The following is a 19,185-nucleotide window of genomic DNA, read 5'->3' as shown; positions in this document are numbered from 1 at the left end:
GCCCAGCGATATCCAGCAGATCCAGAAGTTCAAGCAGGACACCACCAACGCCGAAACCACCATCACCCGGGGGCAGTACGAGATGCTCACCCCGACGGATTCCTACACCCAGTCCTTGCAGAACCTGCCCAATGCCGTGGTCGTCAGCAGTGGCGACAGTATGGACGGGGACGACGTCTACATCAATGGTTTCAGCAAGAGTCTCATCAACTTCACCCTCGATGGCATACCACTCAACGACAACGACAGTTACACCTATTATTCCAATGAATTCATCCCCTCGGTGCTCATCGCCGGTACCAAGTACTACCCCGGTGCCCAGTCTGCGGCCATCCCGGGGCTTGCAAGCTTCGGCGGCTCCATCGAGACCTACAGCCTGAAGCCGTCCCCCTACTTCTTCGTGCGGCCCATGGTTGGCGGCGGTTCCTTCGGCAAGTACAACTACGGCGGACTGATCAATACCGGACTCTTCCTGAAGAATGTCGCGCCCACCTCGGCCTGGCTCTATGTCAATCAGAATCGTCGGGACGGGTATTTCCTGAACAACGGCTCTATCCAGACGCAATTCCTCTTCAAATCCGTGAGCCAGATCGGCCCCGGAGCCCTGACCCTGTTCTTCACTCAGAACAATCAGCGCTTCAATTATTACAACGGTGCCACGGCGGCCGATATCGCGAAATATGGAGAAAATTATAACGCTTATACGAGCGATCCATTTCTCGCTAATGGCAAACCGAACACTTTCTACACCGGCTATAATTATAACCGCTACCTCAACTGGGTAGCCTATGGCAAGTACGAAGGTGAAGTAGGAAAAGTCAAGTTCTCGGAGCAGCTCTATTACTACTACGGCAACGGCTTCGGCGCCGGTGCGACCACTTTCCCCCAAACGCTCCTCACTCCTCAAGGTACGGTACAGCGTACCTCGCCAGCTGCCAACCAGGTATTGCTACGCAACAGCGTCAACAACACCCATCGCTGGGGAAACATCGCCAAGCTGCTCTTCCCGCTGGGACCCGTGGATACCGAGCTGGGCTTCTGGTTCAACCACAACAACACCATGCACGATGCTCAGTATTACAATCAGGCCAACACCTATCTCGGTTCGACCTACATCGAGCCGGTCAAGACCGATACCTACGAGCCTTTCATCGTCTTCAATTACAAGCCGACCCAGGCGCTCAAGCTGACCGCGGGCGTCAAATATCTCTACGCTCAGCGCGATTTCCGCGATGAGGTCGCCTTAGCACAGAATAAGCCAGGGGTCTTCAACGCGAATTTCCACGCGGTGCTGCCGTCGGTGGGCCTCAACTATCGGGTCATGGATGGCGTCAACGTCTTTGCCAACTTCACCCAGAATGCCAACCCCCCCGCCTACAATCAGTTCTACTCCGGCGTCTTCAATCCTTCTCTGGCGCCGCAGAAGGCGTACACCTACGATCTCGGCACGGTCTGGAATCTCGGCTTCTGGAAAGGCGAACTGGATCTCTTCCGGGTGGATTTCCGCAATTATATTCTGTCGACTACCGTGCAGGTCGGCTCCTTCAACCAGACTGTGCTCGCCAATGCGGGCAAGGCCATTAATCAGGGCATTTCCTGGCAGAATAGCTTCATCCTCAACGACCAGTTCAGCGCTTACGCCAATCTGGGCATTCTGGACGCTCGCCTGAAATCGCAGGGACAACCCTTCCCCTACGCCCCGCACCACACCGAATCCATTGGTTTCATCTATCACGACCGAGGTCTGCGGGCGACGGTCGGCTTCAACGAGATCGGCAACGCCTACTACAACCTGGGTGGGAAGTTCTTGCCTCTGGGCAGTCGCTTCTACACCAACGCGAGCTTGCGCTACACCTTCAACAACATGGCGCTCGGCAGCGGCGGCTTTGGCCTCAAGAAGGTCTCCCTGGGCGTGTACGTCAATAACCTCTTCGATCGCACCTGGATCCAGAGTTACTCGGGCAGCAACGCCAATCCCAACCTGAAGCTGAATCTGCCCGCCAACGTCTACGCCACACTGGACGCGAGCTTCTGAGTCCATCCATCCACCCTACGGGATACCTCTGAGGTATCCCGTCTGAGAAAGGTATTGCCATGGATATGCACGCACTTTTCACCATCGCTCAGGAATCGGGCGGGATCCTCTTCATCATGCCCCTCATCCTCCTGCTCGTCCTCTGGGTGAGTTTCGAGCGCTTTCTCTTCATCAACCGCATGGTGCAGCAGGGCGAGCAGATCGCCGCAGCACTGGACTCCGCCCCCGACCTCAAGCCCAGCACCCTGGCACCCATCGCCGAGCGTAGCCCCTATCCCTTCCGGGCGCTGCTCGAGGTCCCCCTGCGCTTTCCTCAGATCCGCGACAGCGCCCGCCTTTCGGAAGTCCTCCAGGAAATGGTGATGCGCCAGGTCCCAAGCCTCGACAAACGCCTCTGGATTCTCGACACTGCCGTGACCCTCGCCCCTCTTTTGGGCCTGCTCGGCACCATCGTCGGCATGTTCCACGCCTTCCAGGTGCTGGGGGACGCCGCCAACAACCCCACCGCCATCACCGGTAACGTCGCCGAGGCCCTGCTCGCCACCGCCGCCGGCCTTGTCATCGCCATCATCGGCTTGGTGACCTTCAACGGGCTGCACAACCGCATGCGCCTCGTCGTCCACCAGATGGAAACCCTGCGCAACATGCTGGTCAACCGTCTGGAAGGTCTGGACCATAGCCACGCCCTGACGGCCAACGAGGCCAAACCCGTGTACTACGCGGCGCAGGAGGCCTGATCCGTGCAGTATCTCGAGGTCAAAAAAGCGCGCATCGAGATCATCCCGATGATCGACATCATGCTATTTCTGCTGGTGTTCTTCATCATGGTGACCATCCACATGATCCCCGACAAAGGTCTACCAGCCCAGATGCCGGGCTCAAGCACCGCCCAGGAACTGCCCAAGCCCAAGCTCGTCATCAACCTGCAGGTCAATGGCGATGCCGAGGTCGACGGCAAAACCTACAGCCCAAGCGCCCTTGAGGATTACCTGCGTCAGCACGATCCCAAGAACCTGCAAGTGACCATCGCCGCCGACAAAAATGCCGATGTCGACGCCCTGGTCCACGTCATGGACAGCTGCCGAAAGGCCGGCGTCACCGCCATCGGTCTCGCTTCCCGTCTTGAGAGCTCGCGCTGAGCCAGTGAGGTTGCACATGTCGCACCGAAGTTCGGTGATCGTGTCGGTGGTTCTGCTCGCTTGCCTTACGCAAGCGCCCGCTTTGGCGCGCGAAGGGGCCTCCCCCTCGGCGCATTCCGCGACGCTCCTGTCCAGTGGTCAGCGGCTCGCGCCCCTGGCCGCGCCGGGTAGTGCCTACTGGCGCCTGCCCGCAGACGGCAGTAATCGCGGTTTGGCCCTGCGGGGGGCGAGTCGCATACTGTTCGTGAACGGCGGGGCCGAAGCCCTCGTATTGGGCGCAGGCTACAAGAATGTCGATGAGGCTCCCGGCAGAACCGACCGGAAACTCTCGAATCAGCACCTTTTGCGCCTGCAACTCTCCGCGCAGATGCCCGCTTTGACCCAGTCCATCCCCCTCTTTGATAGCTTCGAGGGTATGGCGCTGAGCCCCGATGAACGAACCCTTTACCTGAGCACTGGGGTAAAAGACGGCGTACTGATCCTTCGCCGCGAGGGGGACAAGGCTGCCTGGCGCTTTGCCGGGCCTGCCATCGCGCTTGGCCACCAAGGCAAAGGCCTCGGCATCGGCGTCAAACCGCTGGCCGCCGGTCTCGCCCTGGACGGCACTGGCCGCTATCTCCTCGTCTGCAACGCCTTCAACGATTCCGTAAGCCTCATCGACACCGAAAATCGCCGCATCCTCTGGGAGCAGGATCTGCGCCCCGGGCCAAGCCAGGGAAAAAGCGGCGTGGCGGGTGGGGAGTATCCTTTTGCGGTGGTCTGGAGCCAGGCGGATCAGGCCATCGTCTCCAGCCTCCGGGATCGCGAACTCGTACTTTTGCACGTGACACCCGGTGGCGCGCAGATCCTTCAGCGCCTCTCCGTGCCTGGCAACCCGGGACGCATGCTGGTAGATACGGCCCGAGGGCGCCTATACGTTGCGCAGGACAATCGGGACAGCATCGCGGTGGTGGACCTCGCTCGCTTTCAGCTGCTCGGCGAGACGCCTCTTTTGCCGGCAAGCCTCGCGCCGGAATTGCAGGCAGCGGGTTTCGTCGGCGCCAAGAATCTTGGCTGGTCCGCCAACAGCCTCGCCATGTCTCGGGACGGCAAGCGGCTGTATGCCAGCATCGGCCGCATGAACGCCGTCGCCGTGCTGGGTCTCGACAAGGACCGGCCTGAGAGCCTCGCCCTCCTGCCAACGGCCTGGTCACCGCAGGATCTCGCCGTCGGCAGCGACGACAGGACCCTCTGGGTAGTCAACAACAAGACCATGCCGGGCCCGAACACCGGACTCTGTTACGGACGCTACCGCGGCTGTCTGGAGAGCTCTCCGGTGCAGGCTCGTGCCAATCAGTACATCCTCCAGAAGGTGGAGTCCGGACTGCAGAAGCTCCCGCTGCCACAGGATCCCGAAACCCTGGTGGGTCTGACCCGCCAGACCTGGCAGAACAATCATCCGGCCGCTGCCCTCAGTGCCGACGAGCAGGCGACCATGGCCTTTCTGCGCCGCCACATTCGCCACGTCATCTACGTGATCAAGGAAAATCGCAGCTACGATCAGGTGTTCGGAGATATCCCGCGGGGCAACGGTGACCCGAAACTCACGGAATTCCCGCGCCGGACCACCCCCAATCAGCACCAAGCGGCTGAGCAGATGGTACTCCTGGACAATTTTCTCGTGACGGGGGAGGTAAGTGGGAACGGCTGGGCCTGGTCCACGGCCGGCCGCGAGTCCTATCTCAGCGTGAAAGTCCTGCCCATGGCCTATAGCGGTGGCGGCGGTTCCTACGACTGGGAAGGCAGCAATCGCGGCGTGAATGTCGGCCTCAGTGGCGCGGCCCGCCGTGCGGCGGACCCCCGCCTGCCTGCGGACCCGGATCTTCTGCCTGGTACCGCCGACGTCGCTGCTCCCGACGCCATGGATGGCGAAAAACAAAAAGGCTACCTCTGGAGTGCGGCCCTGCGCCAGGGTCTTTCGGTGCGAAATTACGGGTTCTTCCTCAGTCTCTATCACCGCGCCGAAGACAGCAGCCTAAAGGCCTCCCGTAACGCCTTTGCTGAGCAGAAGCCGCAAGGTGTGCCCGCCAACCCCGAGCTCGCCCCCATCACGGACGTCTACTTCCGGGGCTTTGACAGCGCCTATCCGGATTTCTGGCGATTCAAGGAGTGGGAGCGGGAATTTCGCGATTACGGAAAACAGGGGCAGCTGCCCCGGCTCTCCCTGGTACGTCTGCCGGGGGATCACACCGGCTCCTTCTCGGAGGCCATGGACGGCATCGACACACCGGAGCGTCAGGTCGCGGACAACGACTACGCCTTGGGTCTGCTTTTAGAGCGCGTAGCGCAGAGTCCCTTTGCCAAAGACACTCTCATTTTCGTGCTGGAGGACGATGCCCAGGATGGCCCCGATCACGTGGATGCTCACCGTAGCATCGCCCTCGTCGTCGGGCCTTACGTCGCTCACGGCCGCGTCATCTCCGCGCCTTACAACACCCTGAGCGTGCTGCGTACCATCAGCGAGGTCCTCGGCATTCCGCCGACGAACGCCCTGGTGGCCGCGGCGCGGCCCATGGTGGAGGTCTTCGACACACGCGCGGCCCAGTGGGATTTTCGGGCCTGTCCCTCACCTTATCTCCTGGGCACACCTCTCGCACAGCACTTCCCGGCTGAGGCTACACGTTGTAGCGATTCAGCGGCGCTGGCTCCTCGCCACGATCGCCACTATTGGGCGCAGGCCGCGGCCGGCATGGATTTCAGTCGTGAGGATCGCCTGGATGCGGACCGCTACAACCGCATCCTGTGGAAAGGTCTGATGGATAGACCCTATCCCGCTGCGTATTTCGCTGCCGCAAGCACACGGGAGGACTGAGTCATGGCCGTCGACTTTCGCCAGCTCCCGGCAGAACTGTGTGTCGAGCCGCGCACGCAGCGGAAAGCCTGGGTTCTCGCCATCGTGGTGGAGGCGATACTGCTCGCCCTGATCCTCTGGGAGACCCAGCACGCCTCTCCACCCCCCGCTGCCCTCCCACCCATGCAGCTGCAGCTCGTGCAGGAGCCCAAACCGCTGCCACCGACGCCGCCGCCCCCCAAGCCCACTCCGACGCCGCCTAAACCCACGCCCAAGCCGGTGCCAAAGCCCACGCCGAAGCCCACGCCCAAACCGGCTCCGACGCCCAAGCCGGTGCGCGAGACGCTGCCGCCGAGCCCTCTCCCCAGCCCGGTGCAAGCACCGCCCCCGGAACCGGTGCCGGAGACGCCGCCCCCGCCTCCCGCTCCCGTGAATCCCGCAGTCAAGGCCGACTACCTCGCCCAGGTGAAAGGCGCTATCCAGGCCGCTGTGCACTTTCCCGAGGCCGCCCGAATGCTGGGAGAACAGGGCCAAGTCCTGGTGCACTTCACCTTGCGTAACGGCGCGGTAACGGATCTGCGCATCCTCCGCAAAGGCAGTCTGGAGGCCTTCGACAGCGCGGCTCTGGCGGCCGTACGCAGCGCGCGTCTGCCGCCCACACCTAAAGAACTCGAGAACAAAACCTACAGCCTGGACGTAGTGGTGCAGTTCGTGCTGCGCAACGACTGAAGGCAAGGGAAACACAGAAATTCCGCTGATCGAGAAGGAGCGTCTAAGCCAATGCAACTAAGTATGAAAGCCCTGAGAATTGCCGTGGTTCTTAGTTTCCTGCCGGGCACGGCACTGGCCGAGAGCCAGTCCCTCGGGACCGTCACGGCGGTGGACTCTACCCCGGACGGTGGGGGGGCGCCTTCCATGGCGCATTATGGGCCGCAGAGTGCTCCGGCCCTGGCTCCGGGCAAGGCTCCGCTCTCTGCCACGGAGCCGTCCACGATCATCGACTCCCGCTTCATCGACAACGCCGTACTGGGGGATGCCGATTTCAATCAGATTGCAAATCTTGCACCGGGTGTTTCCGGGGGCTTCAACAGCAATGGACCCGGTATTGGGGAGTCCAAGCTCAACCTTCGCGGATTCGGCGACGGAGAGTTCAACATGACCTACGACGGCATCCCCTTCGGCGATACCAACGACTTTACCCACCACTCCACCGCCTACTTCCCCGCTTCCACCATCGATCGGGTGGTCGTGGAGCGCGGTCCCGGCAACGCCGACAACCTCGGCTACGCCACCTTTGGCGGCTCCGTCAATCTCTTTTCCCCAAATCCCAGCGCCACACCCTCGGGCAAGATGGGCTTCCTTTACGGTTCCGACAATACCCTGCTCTTCAAGGCCCGCGCCAATAGCGGAGCGCTGCCGTGGTTGGGCGGGGCACGCTACCTCGTCAATTATCAACACAACAGCAGCGATGGCTATCAGAGCTTCTCGCCCGTGAAAGGCGACAACGTCCTCTTCAAGATGCTCGTACCCCTGGGCGAGAACACTCTGGTGACCCTGCTCACCACCTTCAATTGGAATACGTATTATCAGTCCGATGCCACCAAAGGGCAGTTGACGGAAGCTCTGGCCCAGCGTTTCGGCAAGGATTTCGCGCTCGGCAACAATCCCCTCATGGCCAACTATTACGCCTACAACCGTACGCGAAAGCATACGGGCTTCAGTTATCTGCGGTTGCAGAGCACCCTCGGGGAGGGTTTTTCGCTGGACGATACGGTGTACTACTACTTCTATCACAACAGTACCCTGTCCAGCTCGGCCAAGGATCCCCTGGCGGGACTCGGTGCGGTGATCCTTGGCAACGGCAAGAAATCCCTAGGAATACCGGGCTACGACAAACTCAACGGCTATTGGCTGGTTGGCAACATTCTGCGCCTACACAAGGATTGGTCTTTTGGTCGCGCCACGGCGGGTCTGTGGGTAGAAACGGGAGCGACCCAGCGTGGGCGTGTGGATTACGATCTTCTGACGGGTGCGCCCAATTACGATCAGAAGCCGGTGCCCGGAATCCTTCCCGGCATAAACAACATCCAGTTCGATCAGCACTCTGGAACGCGCAACCTGCAACCCTTTGCTCAGTTCGCTTGGCGCCCGATGGAGTCCCTCACCATCACACCCGGCATCAAATACCTACGTTTCACCCGCAGCATGAGCGCACTCATCAACCAGAACTCGCGACTGCCAGCCTTCTATCAACAGAGCTACCATAGCACTCTGCCTTTCCTGACCGTAAATTATCGCCTCAATCCTGAAAACTCGGCTTATCTGCAGTTTGCCAAAGGCTTTCTCGCACCGCCGCTGGACGTATTGCAGACGGCCAATGGCGAGAAAAATCGTCTGCAGCCGGAGACCACTACCAATTATCAGCTGGGTTTCAACCACCAATCCGAGCACTGGGTCTGGGATGCCGATCTCTACTACATCGATTTCAACAACCGCTATGCCATCGATCCAAACTCGCCTTTGAGCGATCCCTACTACTACAACCAGGGCGGGGTCATCTACAAAGGGGTCGAGGGCGAAGCGACTTACGCCCTCGGCAATGGGCTTGCCATCTACGCCAACGGCTCCATCAACAGCGCCAAATCCAAGGCGACCAACTTGACCATATCGGGAGCGCCGCGCTACACGGCGGCCGCAGCTCTGCTGTACGATATGGGGCCCTATCACCTCGCCTTGGTTTACAAACGTACCGGTCGTCAATACGTTCGTGACGATGCCCAGTACCCCTTGGCACCCCTCAACAATCTCAATTTGAAGCTCGGCTATGACATCGTCTCGCCCCTGCCGCGGGTCAAGAAGCTGCGGCTTGGCTTCGATGTCTACAATCTGACGGATGAACGCGGCGCGTACAAGGCCAAGGTCAAGAGCGCGCAGCCCTCTCCCGGCGATACCTTCAACTTTCAGGCACCGCGCTCCTTCTACGGCAGCGTCACGGCAAGCTTCTAAACGCTGACGACGCCCGAGTCAGCCGGCAATGCCCTTAGGGGTATCGTCGGCCGACCCCATCTCGGCGTGGCTCGCCGCCTTCGCGTCTCTTGGCGTGAAGCGGTAGCCCACGCCACGCTCTGTCAGGAGAAACTGCGGTTGGCGCGGATTTTCTTCAATCAGTTTGCGCAGCCGTGTCACCCGAACATCGATGCTGCGATCGAATCGTCCCTCGTCATCTCCTCCGAGGGCCTGTAGCAGTTGGTCCCGGCTGAGGGCTCGATTGGGTCGTTGGGCAAATACCAGTAGCAGGTCCATCTCGGCAGGACTGAGTTCCACGACCTCACCATCGCGCGACAGGCGTCGCTCCACCAGATCCAAAACGAAGGGACCAAAGTGCAGTAAGCGGCCAGGGTCGCCACGACCGGCCCGACGCAGCAAAACCTTCAATCGCGCCAGCAACTCTCGAGCGTTGAAGGGCTTGGCAAGATAATCCTCGACCCCGCTCTCCAGCCCGTGAATGCGTTCTTCGTCCTCGCCTCTGGCCGAAAGCATAAGGATGGGCGGCCCTGACTTCGCGCGCAGCTCCCGCACCAGACTGATGCCGTCCTGGCCGCCGGGCAGCATCCAGTCCATCACCACGACGTCCGCGGGTTCGGCCGCCAGCTGCTGCCACATCTCTCGGCCGTTACTGGCGACTCGCACCACCATCCCTTCTGCCTGCAGAAAATCCTGCAGCAAAGCCGCCAAGCGTTGGTCGTCATCGACGATGAGTACCACGGCCACGCGCTTCAGACTCCTCTCCCAGGGATCCGGAAATAATTCTGAAACAATTCTCGGGAATAATCCACACATTCGCGTCGGATGATGACGCTTCGGAGCGGCCATCCACGCGGTTCTCGTTGTTTTGCGGCTATTGGACGGGCCTTGCGCCCGTCACTTTTTTGTTCCGGCGACCATCCCAAAACCCACGAGAGCCCTCACCTGCGCCTCCCCAATCCATGCCCGGACCTATCGAGGCACCATTGTGGTATCCATCCCGCGACGGAACCCAAGCTGAGACCACCCCGGAAAACGGCGGACGAAGCCGCAGACAGTGACTCTACCCAATGGGCGATCAGCCGGAAATATTCTCGAAACATTAAGATAGCATAGTAGTGCGCAGTGAGGCTTAGTGACCCAAACCTCAAATGTGATGGAGCGATAGACACGGTCAAGCCCCGAGAAAGGACAGGGGATCGACCCTAGAAGTTTTAGCGGTTGTTTTGCGGCTATTGGACGGACTCCTGAGTCCGTCTTTTTTTATCCCGGCTCTCGGGGCAGCAAAACAGGCGTTATCGGAAATAATCTGGAAACACGGCAGGGATATTCTGGATGGGCATTGGAGATCTGGCCCAAGCCTCAAGATGAAAGGGAGCGTAGCATCCGAAGGGAAAGACGCAGGTAAGGAGTACGGTGTCCAGGCGAGTTTTGTAGCGGTTGTTTTGCGGCTATTGGACGGGCTCACAAGCCCGTCTTTTTTTACCCCGAGCCCATCGTGCTAGACTGAAGCTGGTCACGGAGGAGCACGGTATGGATCCGAAAACGCAGCGCCTGGTCTGGATCGATCTCGAAATGACGGGCCTGAGTCCGGAGCGTGATCAGATACTCGAGATTGCGAGCATCGTCACCGACAACGAGCTCCGCATCCTCAGCGAAGGGCCGGTACTGGCCGTACATCAAAGTGAGAGTGTGCTTGCCGCCATGGACGACTGGAATCAACGCACCCACGGAAACTCTGGACTCACCCAGAGGGTGCGCGAAAGCCGCCTCGACCTCGGCGCAGTGGAGGCCCAGACCCTGGATTTTCTGCAAGCCCACGTCCAGCCCGGAACGGCACCGCTCTGTGGAAACAGCGTCTGTCAGGACCGTCGTTTTCTAGCCCGTCTCATGCCCCGCCTCGAGCGTTTTCTCCATTACCGTCTCATCGACGTCAGTACCATCAAGGAACTGGCCCACCGCTGGTATCCCAACCTGCCGCGCTACCCCAAGACCGAGCGCCACGAAGCTTTGGCGGATATTCGCGAATCCATAGGCGAGCTGCTCTACTACCGCGAGCACCTGTTCCCACAACGTCTTTTCGTCGCTGGCAGCGCGGGAGATTTTGGCGAGACGGATGACGCTGAACTGCCCTGACCCCGGCGGAGAGCCGTCACCTGGGTCACTTCACCGGTGTCGGCAGATTGCGGATACGCGCCACGGGCACCTGAATCTCACGATCCTCATCCAGGAGTCGACAGCGCAGCAGATCGCCATCGCCGGACGACTCCAGAGCCACAGGCAGTACCCGCTCATAGTAATGCATGCCACTGTCGGGATCTTCCCAGTGCAGACGCATCTGTTCCGATGTTAGAATGGCGATCTGCAGGCGCTCGGCGATGTGGGGCGGCGTCAAAGACATGGGGGACTCCCGATCATGCAGGTGGATCTCTTCTACGAGCTGGCGGTACCCGAGCACCTCGGGCGCTCCGAGGCACAAGTCTATCACGAAACCCTTGCGGAGCTGACACTGGCCGATCGTCTCGGCTTCCACGGCGCCTGGTTTGTGGAACACCATTTCATGCGCGAGTATTCGCACTCCAGTGCGCCGGAAGTGTTCCTGGGGGCCGCCAGCCAGCGCACCGAGCGGCTGCGTCTCGGCCATGCCGTGGTGGTTCTGCCCTATCAGCACATCGTGCGCGTTGCCGAGAAAGCGGCAGCCTTGGACATTCTCAGCGGAGGACGGCTGGAGCTCGGCCTGGGCCGGGGCTTTTCGCCGAAAGAGTATCGCCTCTTCGGTAGCGACATGGGGCAAAGCCGCCGCCACCTCGAGGAAGGCCTCGCTATCCTTCGCCGGGCGCCGGGCGGTGCCTTCAGCCATCACGGCGAGATCTACGACTTCGAGGATCTCGACATTCTGCCCAAGCCGGTGCAGCGCCCTCACCCACCGCTGTGGACAGCAGCGGTGAGCCCGCCGAGCTTTCAATGGGCAGCAAAAGAGGGTATCGGTGTCTTGAGCGGCCCCTTCAAGCCTTGGTTTCTCATTAAACAGGACCTTAAATCCTATCGTCGGGCCTGGCGGGAGCATCACGGTACCGCCACGGTAACACCCGGCCAGAATCCCCGTTTCGCCATGACCATCGGTTGTCTCTGCCTCGAAAATGAGAGGGAGGCCCGGCAACTGGCGGCCGGTTTTGCTTGGTACTACCAGCGGCTTCTGGACCAGACCCGTCCGGTTCTCGCGCAGTTGCGGGAAAGCTATGAGTACTATCATCGCCTTGGCTTTCTGGAGCCCCTGCTGCGTCGCGGTCTGAGCCTGAGCCTGTTGGAAAACATGGGGATGGTGGTCGTGGGCGATCCCGCCAGCTGCCGCCGCAAGCTTTCTCGTTACGCACGCGCCGGAGTGGATCGTCTGATTCTCGCGGTGGGCGCAGGCATGGTGCCCAGCGAAGTAACCCAGAGATCTCTGGAAATCTTGGCGAGAGAGGTCTTGCCCGGCCTCGAGCACGAGGACGCCGACGCCGCCTGATGCGTATTCTGGTCACGGGCGCCGCGGGCCACATGGGCAGGTTGCTCGTGGCGGAGCTTCTCCATCGTTTTCCGGAACACGAATTGCTGGCCTTGGATCGGGTAGCGGCCCATTCGACCCATCCCAGGCTCCGTTGCTGGCAGCGCGACCTGCGCGATCCGGATCTCCCGGTACTGTTGGCGGGCGTCGATCTCGTCATCCACCTCGCCTTCGTGGTCCTGAGTCCGCACCTCGGCTGGGGCAAGGCGTGGCGGGAACGCATGGCGGCCAGTAATCGCGAGGGGACTCGCGCGCTCCTGGAGGCCATGCGCACCGCAGGCGTCCATCGTCTCATCTACAGCAGCAGCGTCGCGGTCTATGGCGCCTGGCCCGACAACCCCGCCATCATCGATGAGCAGCAGAGGTTGCGTCCCAACCCAGGCTTTGCTTACGCGGAGGACAAGGTGGCTGTGGAAGGGCTACTGGATGAACACGCCGCCAGCAATCCGCGCCTGCGCATCACCCGCCTGCGCCTGCATGCCATCGTCGGGCCGCAAGCCCAGCCTCTCGTCAACAACATCGCCACGAGTCCCTTCGGTCTACGCCTGCCCGATCCCGACTTGCCCCTGCAATGCATCCACGAGCAGGATGCCATAGGCGCCGTGCTGGCAGCTCTGACACAGGATCGTCCAGGCGCCTACAACATCGCCGCACCGGACCCGATCCCCTGGTCGAGCATTCCCCGCCGCTGGTCGCTGCCCCTGTCGCCACGGCAGATGCACGAAATCCACCGACGCCTGCGTCCTTTGGTCCGAGCCATGGGAGACCCCGGCTGGCTACTCGGGCTCGAGCATCCTCTGGTGGTGGACTGTCGCAAGGCAGAGGCAGAGCTGGGCTGGCGGGCTCGTCACGATGTCGCTCAAGCCATCGCATCGGTGCGCGGCGAGTCCTTGGGATAAACGGAGAGCGCCAGTTTCAGATCCTCCCAGACCTTGCGTTTGTCCAGGGGATTGCGCAGCAGATAGGCCGGATGATAGGTCACCACCAGAGGAATGCCGCGGTATTCCCAGACACGCCCACGAAGTTGCCCGATGGGAGTGGTGGTCTGCAATAGGGACTGCGCGGCGAAGCGTCCCATGGCCACCACTATCCGGGGCTGGACCAAGGCAATTTGGCGCTCCAGATACGGTAGGCAGGACTGCACTTCCGGACCCTGTGGGTCACGATTGTTGGGCGGGCGGCATTTGAGCACATTGGCGATGTAGACGTCCCGAGTGCGACTCAGAGACATGGCCGCCAGCATGGCGTCCAGAAGCTGACCGCCGCGACCCACAAAGGCTTCCCCGCGCCGATCCTCTTCCGCCCCTGGCGCCTCGCCAACGAAGAACCAGGATCCCGTGGGACTGCCGGCGCCTACCACAGCATTCTGCCGGGTGTTCCCCAGGCTGCAGGCGCGACAGGCCGCAATGCTATCCTTCAGGGTCGACCAGTCCATGGCCGCGATGGCGTGTCGACTTTGCTCATCCACGCCCACATTGTCGGCGCTGCACTCGTTCGCGCTCGCCGGCGCCCGGACGTCCTCGCGTTCCGGCTCTGCAGCAACCGGTTCGATGCGAGCCGGCGCTGGATGTGGCAGGTTTGACGGGGTTCGCGCAGACGGTTGTGGCACCGCAGAAGACAGAGACATCGACTTTGGGCCCAGCTCGGCGCCGGGGTTCGAGACCGGAAATCCCGCAAGATCCAGACCCAGAACCTCAAAAAAACGGCGTTGCCGCGGATTCATGAGGAATGCCACGGGATTCGCCGTTCTTTGCTCCTGGGATCCCGCTCGCCCGCAAAAAACGCTGGCGAAAAATACTGGACTAAAGCGGTGTTGCTCATTAAAATCGTCACGAAATCAACCACCCCAGGGAGCGTACCATGGAATCACCCGAACAGGCCATTTCCACCAGCCGACCGAGTTCCGAAGATACCAACACGGCCACCATCGTCCATTTGAGCGGAATCCTCCTCGGCATCATCGTCCCCTTGGTCCTCTACCTTGTCAAGAAAGACAGTGCCAGTCCCTGGCTGCGCAGTCAGATCCTGGAGGCTCTGAATTTTCAGATCACGCTGCTCATCGCCTACCTGATCTCCGGTATTCTAGCCATGCTGCTCGTCGGTCTGGTGTTCTTTGGGCTTCTGTTCCTCGTCAACATCGTGTTCTGCATTCTGGCTGCGGTACAATCCAGCAATGGTGCGGACTTCCGCTATCCCATCGCCCTGCGCCTTTTGAAATAGGGGTCCTTGCCCCATGGACTCTCGCCCTCTAAGCTGTGAGGCCGGTGCGCGTCCGTGTGCCGGTAGCAGAGGGCGAGGAGACGAAATACCGTGGGGATGGTTTTGCAGTTGGACCAGGGCCAGGTCGAATGGGGGGGGCGTGCGCTTCTGGATCGTGCCGACCTCGTGCTCGATGAGGGCGAGCGGGTAGGTCTCATCGGCCGTAATGGGGAGGGTAAGTCGACCCTGCTGCAGGTGCTCGCAGGGCTCTACCCTCTGGACGGCGGTCGACTCTCTTGGTCTTCCGGACTGCACGCTGCCTACCTGGCCCAAGAACCGGAACTGCCAGAAGACCAGGATCTGCTGGACGCCATCTGCGCAGGGCACCCGCTGCACCAAGCAGCGCAAGCAAGTCCGCAGGGTACCGCCGAACCGACGGACCATCCGGATTTCTGGACCGTCACCGCGCGGGCGCAGAGTTTGCGCGATCAATTGGGCCTGCCGGAATCCGGGCGGATCGCCGCACTCTCTGGCGGGCAGCGCAAACGGGTCGCTATTGCCCAGGCCCTCATGGGTGAACCCGACCTACTTTTTCTGGACGAGCCCACCAATCATCTGGACCTGGCCGGTATAGACACCCTGGAAAAAACCCTGGCCCGATATCGGGGAACCCTGGTATTCATCACCCACGACCGCCGCTTTCTCGATCGTCTTGCCACGCGCATCGTCGAACTGGACCGTGGCAAGCTCAGCAGCTTTCCCGGCAGCTTTCGCGATTACCTCAAGCGTAAGGAGGAGATGCTGGCTGCCGAGGCGGCCGCATCGGAGCGGCTGGAGGGACAGTTGGCCGAAGAGGAAGCCTGGTTGCGCCAAGGCGTCAAGGCGCGCGCCAAGCGTAACCAAGGCCGTCTGCGTCGCCTGGAGCGTCTGCGCGATGAGCGCCGACAAAGGCGCCAACGGCTCGGGACGGCGCGTCTGGATATTGCCGCCGCCGAACGCTCCGGCAGCCTGGTGGCAGAACTGACCCATGTGTCTTTCTCCTACGACGATCGACCCATTGTCGAGGATCTGTCCATCCGCATTGAGCGCGGCGACCGGATCGCCATCGTCGGGCCCAATGGGGTGGGGAAAACCACGCTGCTGCGTCTAATCCTTGGGGAGTTGCCCCCACAGAAGGGCCAGGTACGCCAGGGTACCCGGCTGGAGCTTGCTTACTTCGACCAGTTCCGTGCCCAACTCGACCCCGACATGCGCGTCGTCGATGCCGTGGCCGATGGCAGCGACTTCTTGGACATCGGTGGCGAGCGCCGCCATGTTCTCAGCTATCTGCAGGATTTTCTCTTCCCACCTGGTCGCGCCCGTGGGCCTGTCAAGGCCCTATCGGGCGGCGAACGCGCCCGCCTACTGCTGGCCCGTCTCTTCGCGCGGCCCGCCAATCTGCTGGTGCTGGATGAGCCTACCAACGACCTCGACCTGGAAACCCTCGAGGTTTTGGAAGAACGCCTTCAGACTTTTCCAGGCACCGTCATCCTCGTTTCCCACGATCGCGAGTTCCTCGACCAGGTGGCTACCCAGGTCCTCGTCAGTCGCGGCGACGGGCACTGGCTCAACATGGCGGGCGGCTACAGTGACTGGGAGGCGTGGCAGCAGCAGGCAGAGCCGCCACACGCGGGCGATTCGCTTATGCCGATCGCGCGCAAGCTCACGCGCGAGAAAGAAAAACCGCGCAAGGCTGGCCTGAGTTTTCGCGAGCGACAGGATCTCGAGCAGCTCCCAGCCCAGATCGAAGCTCTGGAAGCGCGCCAAGAGAGCATAGCCGCCGCTCTCGCCGACCCCGACCTGTACCGGGAGCCGGACCGGCTCAAGAGCATCCAGGAGGAGGCCAAAACCGTCGCCGCGGAACTGGATGCGGCCTACGCCCGCTGGGCACTTCTGGAAAGCAAAGCCAGTGAAGCCTCAGCTTGAGCGCTGGCGACGCGTCCACAGCCCCAGAGCCACGCCATTCACCAGAGCCAACAAGAACGACGCCACCAGTCCGATAAACAGGCTGGTCCAGGGTCCGGGCGATGGCACCGGGTCCGGTAAAAAGCCTTGCCACTGCCAGGCGATATCCAAGAGATCATAGGACAGCAGCAAAGCCGGGATGAGTAGCAGCCCGTTCACAGCCAGCAGCACGAGTACTGCCAAGAGTACCAAGAGCACCGCCCCGACTCCCCGTAGTAGCGGGCCCAGCGCTGGGATCCGATCGGCCAGTGGTCTCACCCTCGATAGACCCACAGCAGGACATCTCGACGCGGGAGCTGCACCCGCCGATCCCCGCCAAAATACAGCTCGGCGCTGGGAAGAAAGGCTGCCGCAGTGTTGCGGGGATTGGCGCGGAATGCCCCGGGCCAGTCGGCAGCACGGTGCACCGCAACGCCCGCGGCTTCCAGCGCCCGCGCTCCAGCGGCGTTCACATAGATGTGGGCGATGGGAATCCGGGTGTTCAGTGCCACCACCAGAATTCCCAGAAGAATCAGGGCAACGCCAGTCGCGAGGACGCCCGCCACCCAACGATCCAGTCTGCTCACTTGCCACCTCCTTCTGCCCAGATCTCCGCCTGCGTGGTAGAGACGTTGGCGTCCTTGCTCACGCAGGCGCGCGTGCCGCACCAGCGGGGCGCGATGTTCAGCCGCTGCAGAGCGTGGCGCATGGTTACCCGAAAGACCGGCGCCGCCTCTACTCCGCCGAAATTCCAATAGCGCGTGCTGCCGCGTAACGATACCGCCATGACGAGGTCCGGTGCAAAACCCGGAGCAAAACCGACGAAGGTCGCGTTGGTCTTCTTTTTGTTGAAACCGCCCTTGCCATTGGCGAGGTTGGCGGTACCCGTCTTGCCCGCTACCGCGTAGCCCGGGATGGCGGCCAATATGCCTGTGCCATTGGCGGCACAGACGCCTTCGAGCCAGTGTCGCAGGTGGTTGGCGATGGCGGCTGACATGATACGGCGGGATTGGCCCGTCTGCCCAGCCACCAGCACCGGCTGCACGTGGTAGCCACCATTGGCGATGGCGGCGTAGGCTTCCGCCAATTGCAGCGTGGTCACCGATACACCATAGCCCAAGGCGATGGTGGCATGACGCGCGCGATCCCAGCTCTGCGCCGGTGGCAATACACCCGCCGTTGCCTCGTCGAAGCCCAATGGCGCCGGCTCACCGAAACCCGCGGCCCGATACATCTGGGCGATGGCTTCTGCGGGGGTGCGCAAAGCAATCTTGGCGGCCCCCACGTCACTGGAATACTTGAGGATATGCGCTACGTCCAACTCCCGATGGACCACGTCGTCCCGGATGCAGAAACCGCCCACCGGCAGGCAGTGGGACACGTTGAAATGCTGGTCGGGGCGGATGCTGCCGGTAGCCAGCGCCGCTGCCACCATGAAGGGTTTCATCACCGAACCCGGCTCGAAGGCCTGATGCACGGCATTGTTGACGTAGTCCGACGGATTCGTGCAGCCGTCCCGGGTATTGGGGTTGCAGGAAGGTACGCTGACCATGGCCAGAATCTGGCCGGTGTGCACATTCATCACCACGGCCGAGCCATTCTCGGCACCAAAATGCTTCTGCGCTGCCCGCAGGGTCATGTAGGCCCAATACTGAATCTGGGGATCGATGGTCAAATGCAGATCGTGACCGTTCACGGGCGGCCGCGGTCTGCCCAGCACGCGCAGCACCTCCCCCTTGCCGTCGACGAGCACCTTTTCTTCGCCCGGCTGACCGCTCAACCAACTGTCGTAGCCGCGCTCGAGACCAGCGGCACCGTGGTGGTTCAGGTGAACCAGCCCGATCAGGGGCGCCGTCACAGGCCCCAGAGGATAATAGCTGCGGCTGGTTTTTTGCACGTAAAGTCCCGGAACGTGCATGGCCGAGATGCTCTGCCCCAGCTGTGGCAGGACCTGCCGCTCCAGGTACGCAAAGTCCGCGCCACCGGCATCGACCCGCTGTGCCAGTTCCGCCGGCGTCAGGCCGAGAACCTGCGCAACGCTGGGCCACTGCGCCTTTTCCCGCGCGAAGATGCGTGGGTCAACCCACACCGTCACTGCCGGTACATTCACCGCCAAAGCCTGTCCATTGTCCGCGAGGATGCTGCCCCGCGCCGCCGGCAGGGGCCGTTCCTGGATCATCCGGATGGCGCCTTGACTGCGCAGATGCTGGGACAGCCAACCCTGCACCTCGGCATCGCGGACCAGAACCGCGACGAACGCGAGAACGATTACAGCAAAGAGCGCCGCCGCGCGCCAGCCCGGAAGTTTTCTGTGAAGCTTGCGTGGATCCTGGCCAGACATGGCTCAGTGCGTCTGCGGAGTCTGCAGGGGACAGTCGGACTCTGTGCAGTGATCCGCCGAGGTGTAACGCTGGCAGCGGGGACATTC

Annotated in this window: 17 protein-coding genes; 11 read left to right on the top strand and 6 right to left on the bottom strand. The window is 61.6% G+C overall.

Annotated features, from left to right (window positions below; all coding sequences use genetic code 11):
* The 6 genes from Q0C23_RS08425 to Q0C23_RS08400 all read left to right on the top strand — a co-directional run.
* On the top strand, window positions 1-2,035 hold a 2,035-nt coding region (locus Q0C23_RS08425), incomplete at its 5' end, for a TonB-dependent receptor (RefSeq protein ID WP_291511924.1).
* 59 nt (window positions 2,036-2,094) lie between these two features.
* Window positions 2,095-2,772: a MotA/TolQ/ExbB proton channel family protein gene (locus Q0C23_RS08420; RefSeq protein WP_291511923.1), complete on the top strand. Its 678-nt coding sequence runs from the start codon at window positions 2,095-2,097 to the stop codon at window positions 2,770-2,772.
* Between the two features lie 3 nt (window positions 2,773-2,775).
* Entirely contained in the window at window positions 2,776-3,174 is a 399-nt protein-coding gene (locus tag Q0C23_RS08415) for a biopolymer transporter ExbD (protein WP_291511922.1), read from the top strand.
* 16 nt (window positions 3,175-3,190) lie between these two features.
* Window positions 3,191-6,025 carry a bifunctional YncE family protein/alkaline phosphatase family protein gene (locus Q0C23_RS08410; RefSeq protein ID WP_291511921.1) on the top strand — a complete coding sequence of 945 codons (2,835 nt, stop codon included), beginning with the start codon at window positions 3,191-3,193 and terminating at the stop codon, window positions 6,023-6,025.
* 3 nt (window positions 6,026-6,028) lie between these two features.
* The gene (locus Q0C23_RS08405) at window positions 6,029-6,733 is read left to right on the top strand and encodes an energy transducer TonB (RefSeq protein ID WP_291511920.1); all 705 of its coding nucleotides are present in this window, start codon (window positions 6,029-6,031) and stop codon (window positions 6,731-6,733) included.
* Between the two features lie 51 nt (window positions 6,734-6,784).
* Window positions 6,785-9,010 (top strand): TonB-dependent receptor, encoded by a 2,226-nt coding sequence (locus tag Q0C23_RS08400; protein ID WP_291511919.1) that lies wholly within the window; start codon window positions 6,785-6,787, stop codon window positions 9,008-9,010.
* A gap of 18 nt (window positions 9,011-9,028) precedes the next feature.
* Here the strand turns inward: Q0C23_RS08400 and Q0C23_RS08395 are convergent, their stop codons facing one another.
* On the bottom strand, window positions 9,029-9,775 hold the full coding sequence (locus Q0C23_RS08395) for a response regulator transcription factor (protein ID WP_291511918.1): 747 nt from the start codon (window positions 9,773-9,775) through the stop codon (window positions 9,029-9,031).
* Between the two features lie 786 nt (window positions 9,776-10,561).
* On the opposite strand from Q0C23_RS08395, the gene orn reads away from it, so the two are divergent.
* Window positions 10,562-11,164 (top strand): oligoribonuclease, encoded by a 603-nt coding sequence (gene orn / locus Q0C23_RS08390; RefSeq protein ID WP_291511917.1) that lies wholly within the window; start codon window positions 10,562-10,564, stop codon window positions 11,162-11,164.
* Between the two features lie 25 nt (window positions 11,165-11,189).
* Here the strand turns inward: orn and Q0C23_RS08385 are convergent, their stop codons facing one another.
* Window positions 11,190-11,429: a hypothetical protein gene (locus Q0C23_RS08385; protein WP_291511916.1), complete on the bottom strand. Its 240-nt coding sequence runs from the start codon at window positions 11,427-11,429 to the stop codon at window positions 11,190-11,192.
* 15 nt (window positions 11,430-11,444) lie between these two features.
* On the opposite strand from Q0C23_RS08385, the gene Q0C23_RS08380 reads away from it, so the two are divergent.
* Both Q0C23_RS08380 and Q0C23_RS08375 read left to right on the top strand, forming a co-directional pair.
* On the top strand, window positions 11,445-12,536 hold the full coding sequence (locus tag Q0C23_RS08380) for an LLM class flavin-dependent oxidoreductase (RefSeq protein ID WP_291511915.1): 1,092 nt from the start codon (window positions 11,445-11,447) through the stop codon (window positions 12,534-12,536).
* Window positions 12,536-13,474: an NAD-dependent epimerase/dehydratase family protein gene (locus Q0C23_RS08375; protein WP_291511914.1), complete on the top strand. Its 939-nt coding sequence runs from the start codon at window positions 12,536-12,538 to the stop codon at window positions 13,472-13,474. Before Q0C23_RS08380 ends, Q0C23_RS08375 begins: the two co-directional genes overlap by 1 nt.
* On the opposite strand, the gene Q0C23_RS08370 is transcribed toward Q0C23_RS08375, so the two are convergent.
* Window positions 13,435-14,043: a uracil-DNA glycosylase gene (locus Q0C23_RS08370; RefSeq protein ID WP_291511913.1), complete on the bottom strand. Its 609-nt coding sequence runs from the start codon at window positions 14,041-14,043 to the stop codon at window positions 13,435-13,437. The genes Q0C23_RS08375 and Q0C23_RS08370 overlap by 40 nt on opposite strands.
* Window positions 14,044-14,435: 392 nt before the next feature.
* On the opposite strand from Q0C23_RS08370, the gene Q0C23_RS08365 reads away from it, so the two are divergent.
* Window positions 14,436-14,795 (top strand): DUF4870 domain-containing protein, encoded by a 360-nt coding sequence (locus Q0C23_RS08365; protein WP_291511912.1) that lies wholly within the window; start codon window positions 14,436-14,438, stop codon window positions 14,793-14,795.
* A gap of 96 nt (window positions 14,796-14,891) precedes the next feature.
* Window positions 14,892-16,739: an ATP-binding cassette domain-containing protein gene (locus tag Q0C23_RS08360; RefSeq protein WP_291511927.1), complete on the top strand. Its 1,848-nt coding sequence runs from the start codon at window positions 14,892-14,894 to the stop codon at window positions 16,737-16,739.
* Here the strand turns inward: Q0C23_RS08360 and Q0C23_RS08355 are convergent.
* The 3 genes from Q0C23_RS08355 to Q0C23_RS08345 are packed head-to-tail and all read right to left on the bottom strand — an operon-like array spanning window position 16,731 to window position 19,098.
* Entirely contained in the window at window positions 16,731-16,976 is a 246-nt protein-coding gene (locus tag Q0C23_RS08355; protein WP_291511911.1) for a hypothetical protein, read from the bottom strand. The two genes, Q0C23_RS08360 and Q0C23_RS08355, sit on opposite strands and share 9 nt — an antisense overlap.
* A gap of 56 nt (window positions 16,977-17,032) precedes the next feature.
* Window positions 17,033-17,344 (bottom strand): hypothetical protein, encoded by a 312-nt coding sequence (locus tag Q0C23_RS08350; RefSeq protein WP_291511910.1) that lies wholly within the window; start codon window positions 17,342-17,344, stop codon window positions 17,033-17,035.
* On the bottom strand, window positions 17,341-19,098 hold the full coding sequence (locus Q0C23_RS08345) for a penicillin-binding protein 2 (protein WP_291511909.1): 1,758 nt from the start codon (window positions 19,096-19,098) through the stop codon (window positions 17,341-17,343). Before Q0C23_RS08345 ends, Q0C23_RS08350 begins: the two co-directional genes overlap by 4 nt.
* Window positions 19,099-19,185: the final 87 nt, after the last annotated feature.

Origin of the sequence: Acidithiobacillus sp. (assembly GCF_023256195.1) — a bacterium.
In the GTDB taxonomy this organism is placed as follows: domain Bacteria; phylum Pseudomonadota; class Gammaproteobacteria; order Acidithiobacillales; family Acidithiobacillaceae; genus Acidithiobacillus_A.
The sequence above is the reverse complement of the archived record's forward strand: the minus strand, read 5'-3'. Positions and strand labels throughout refer to the sequence as shown.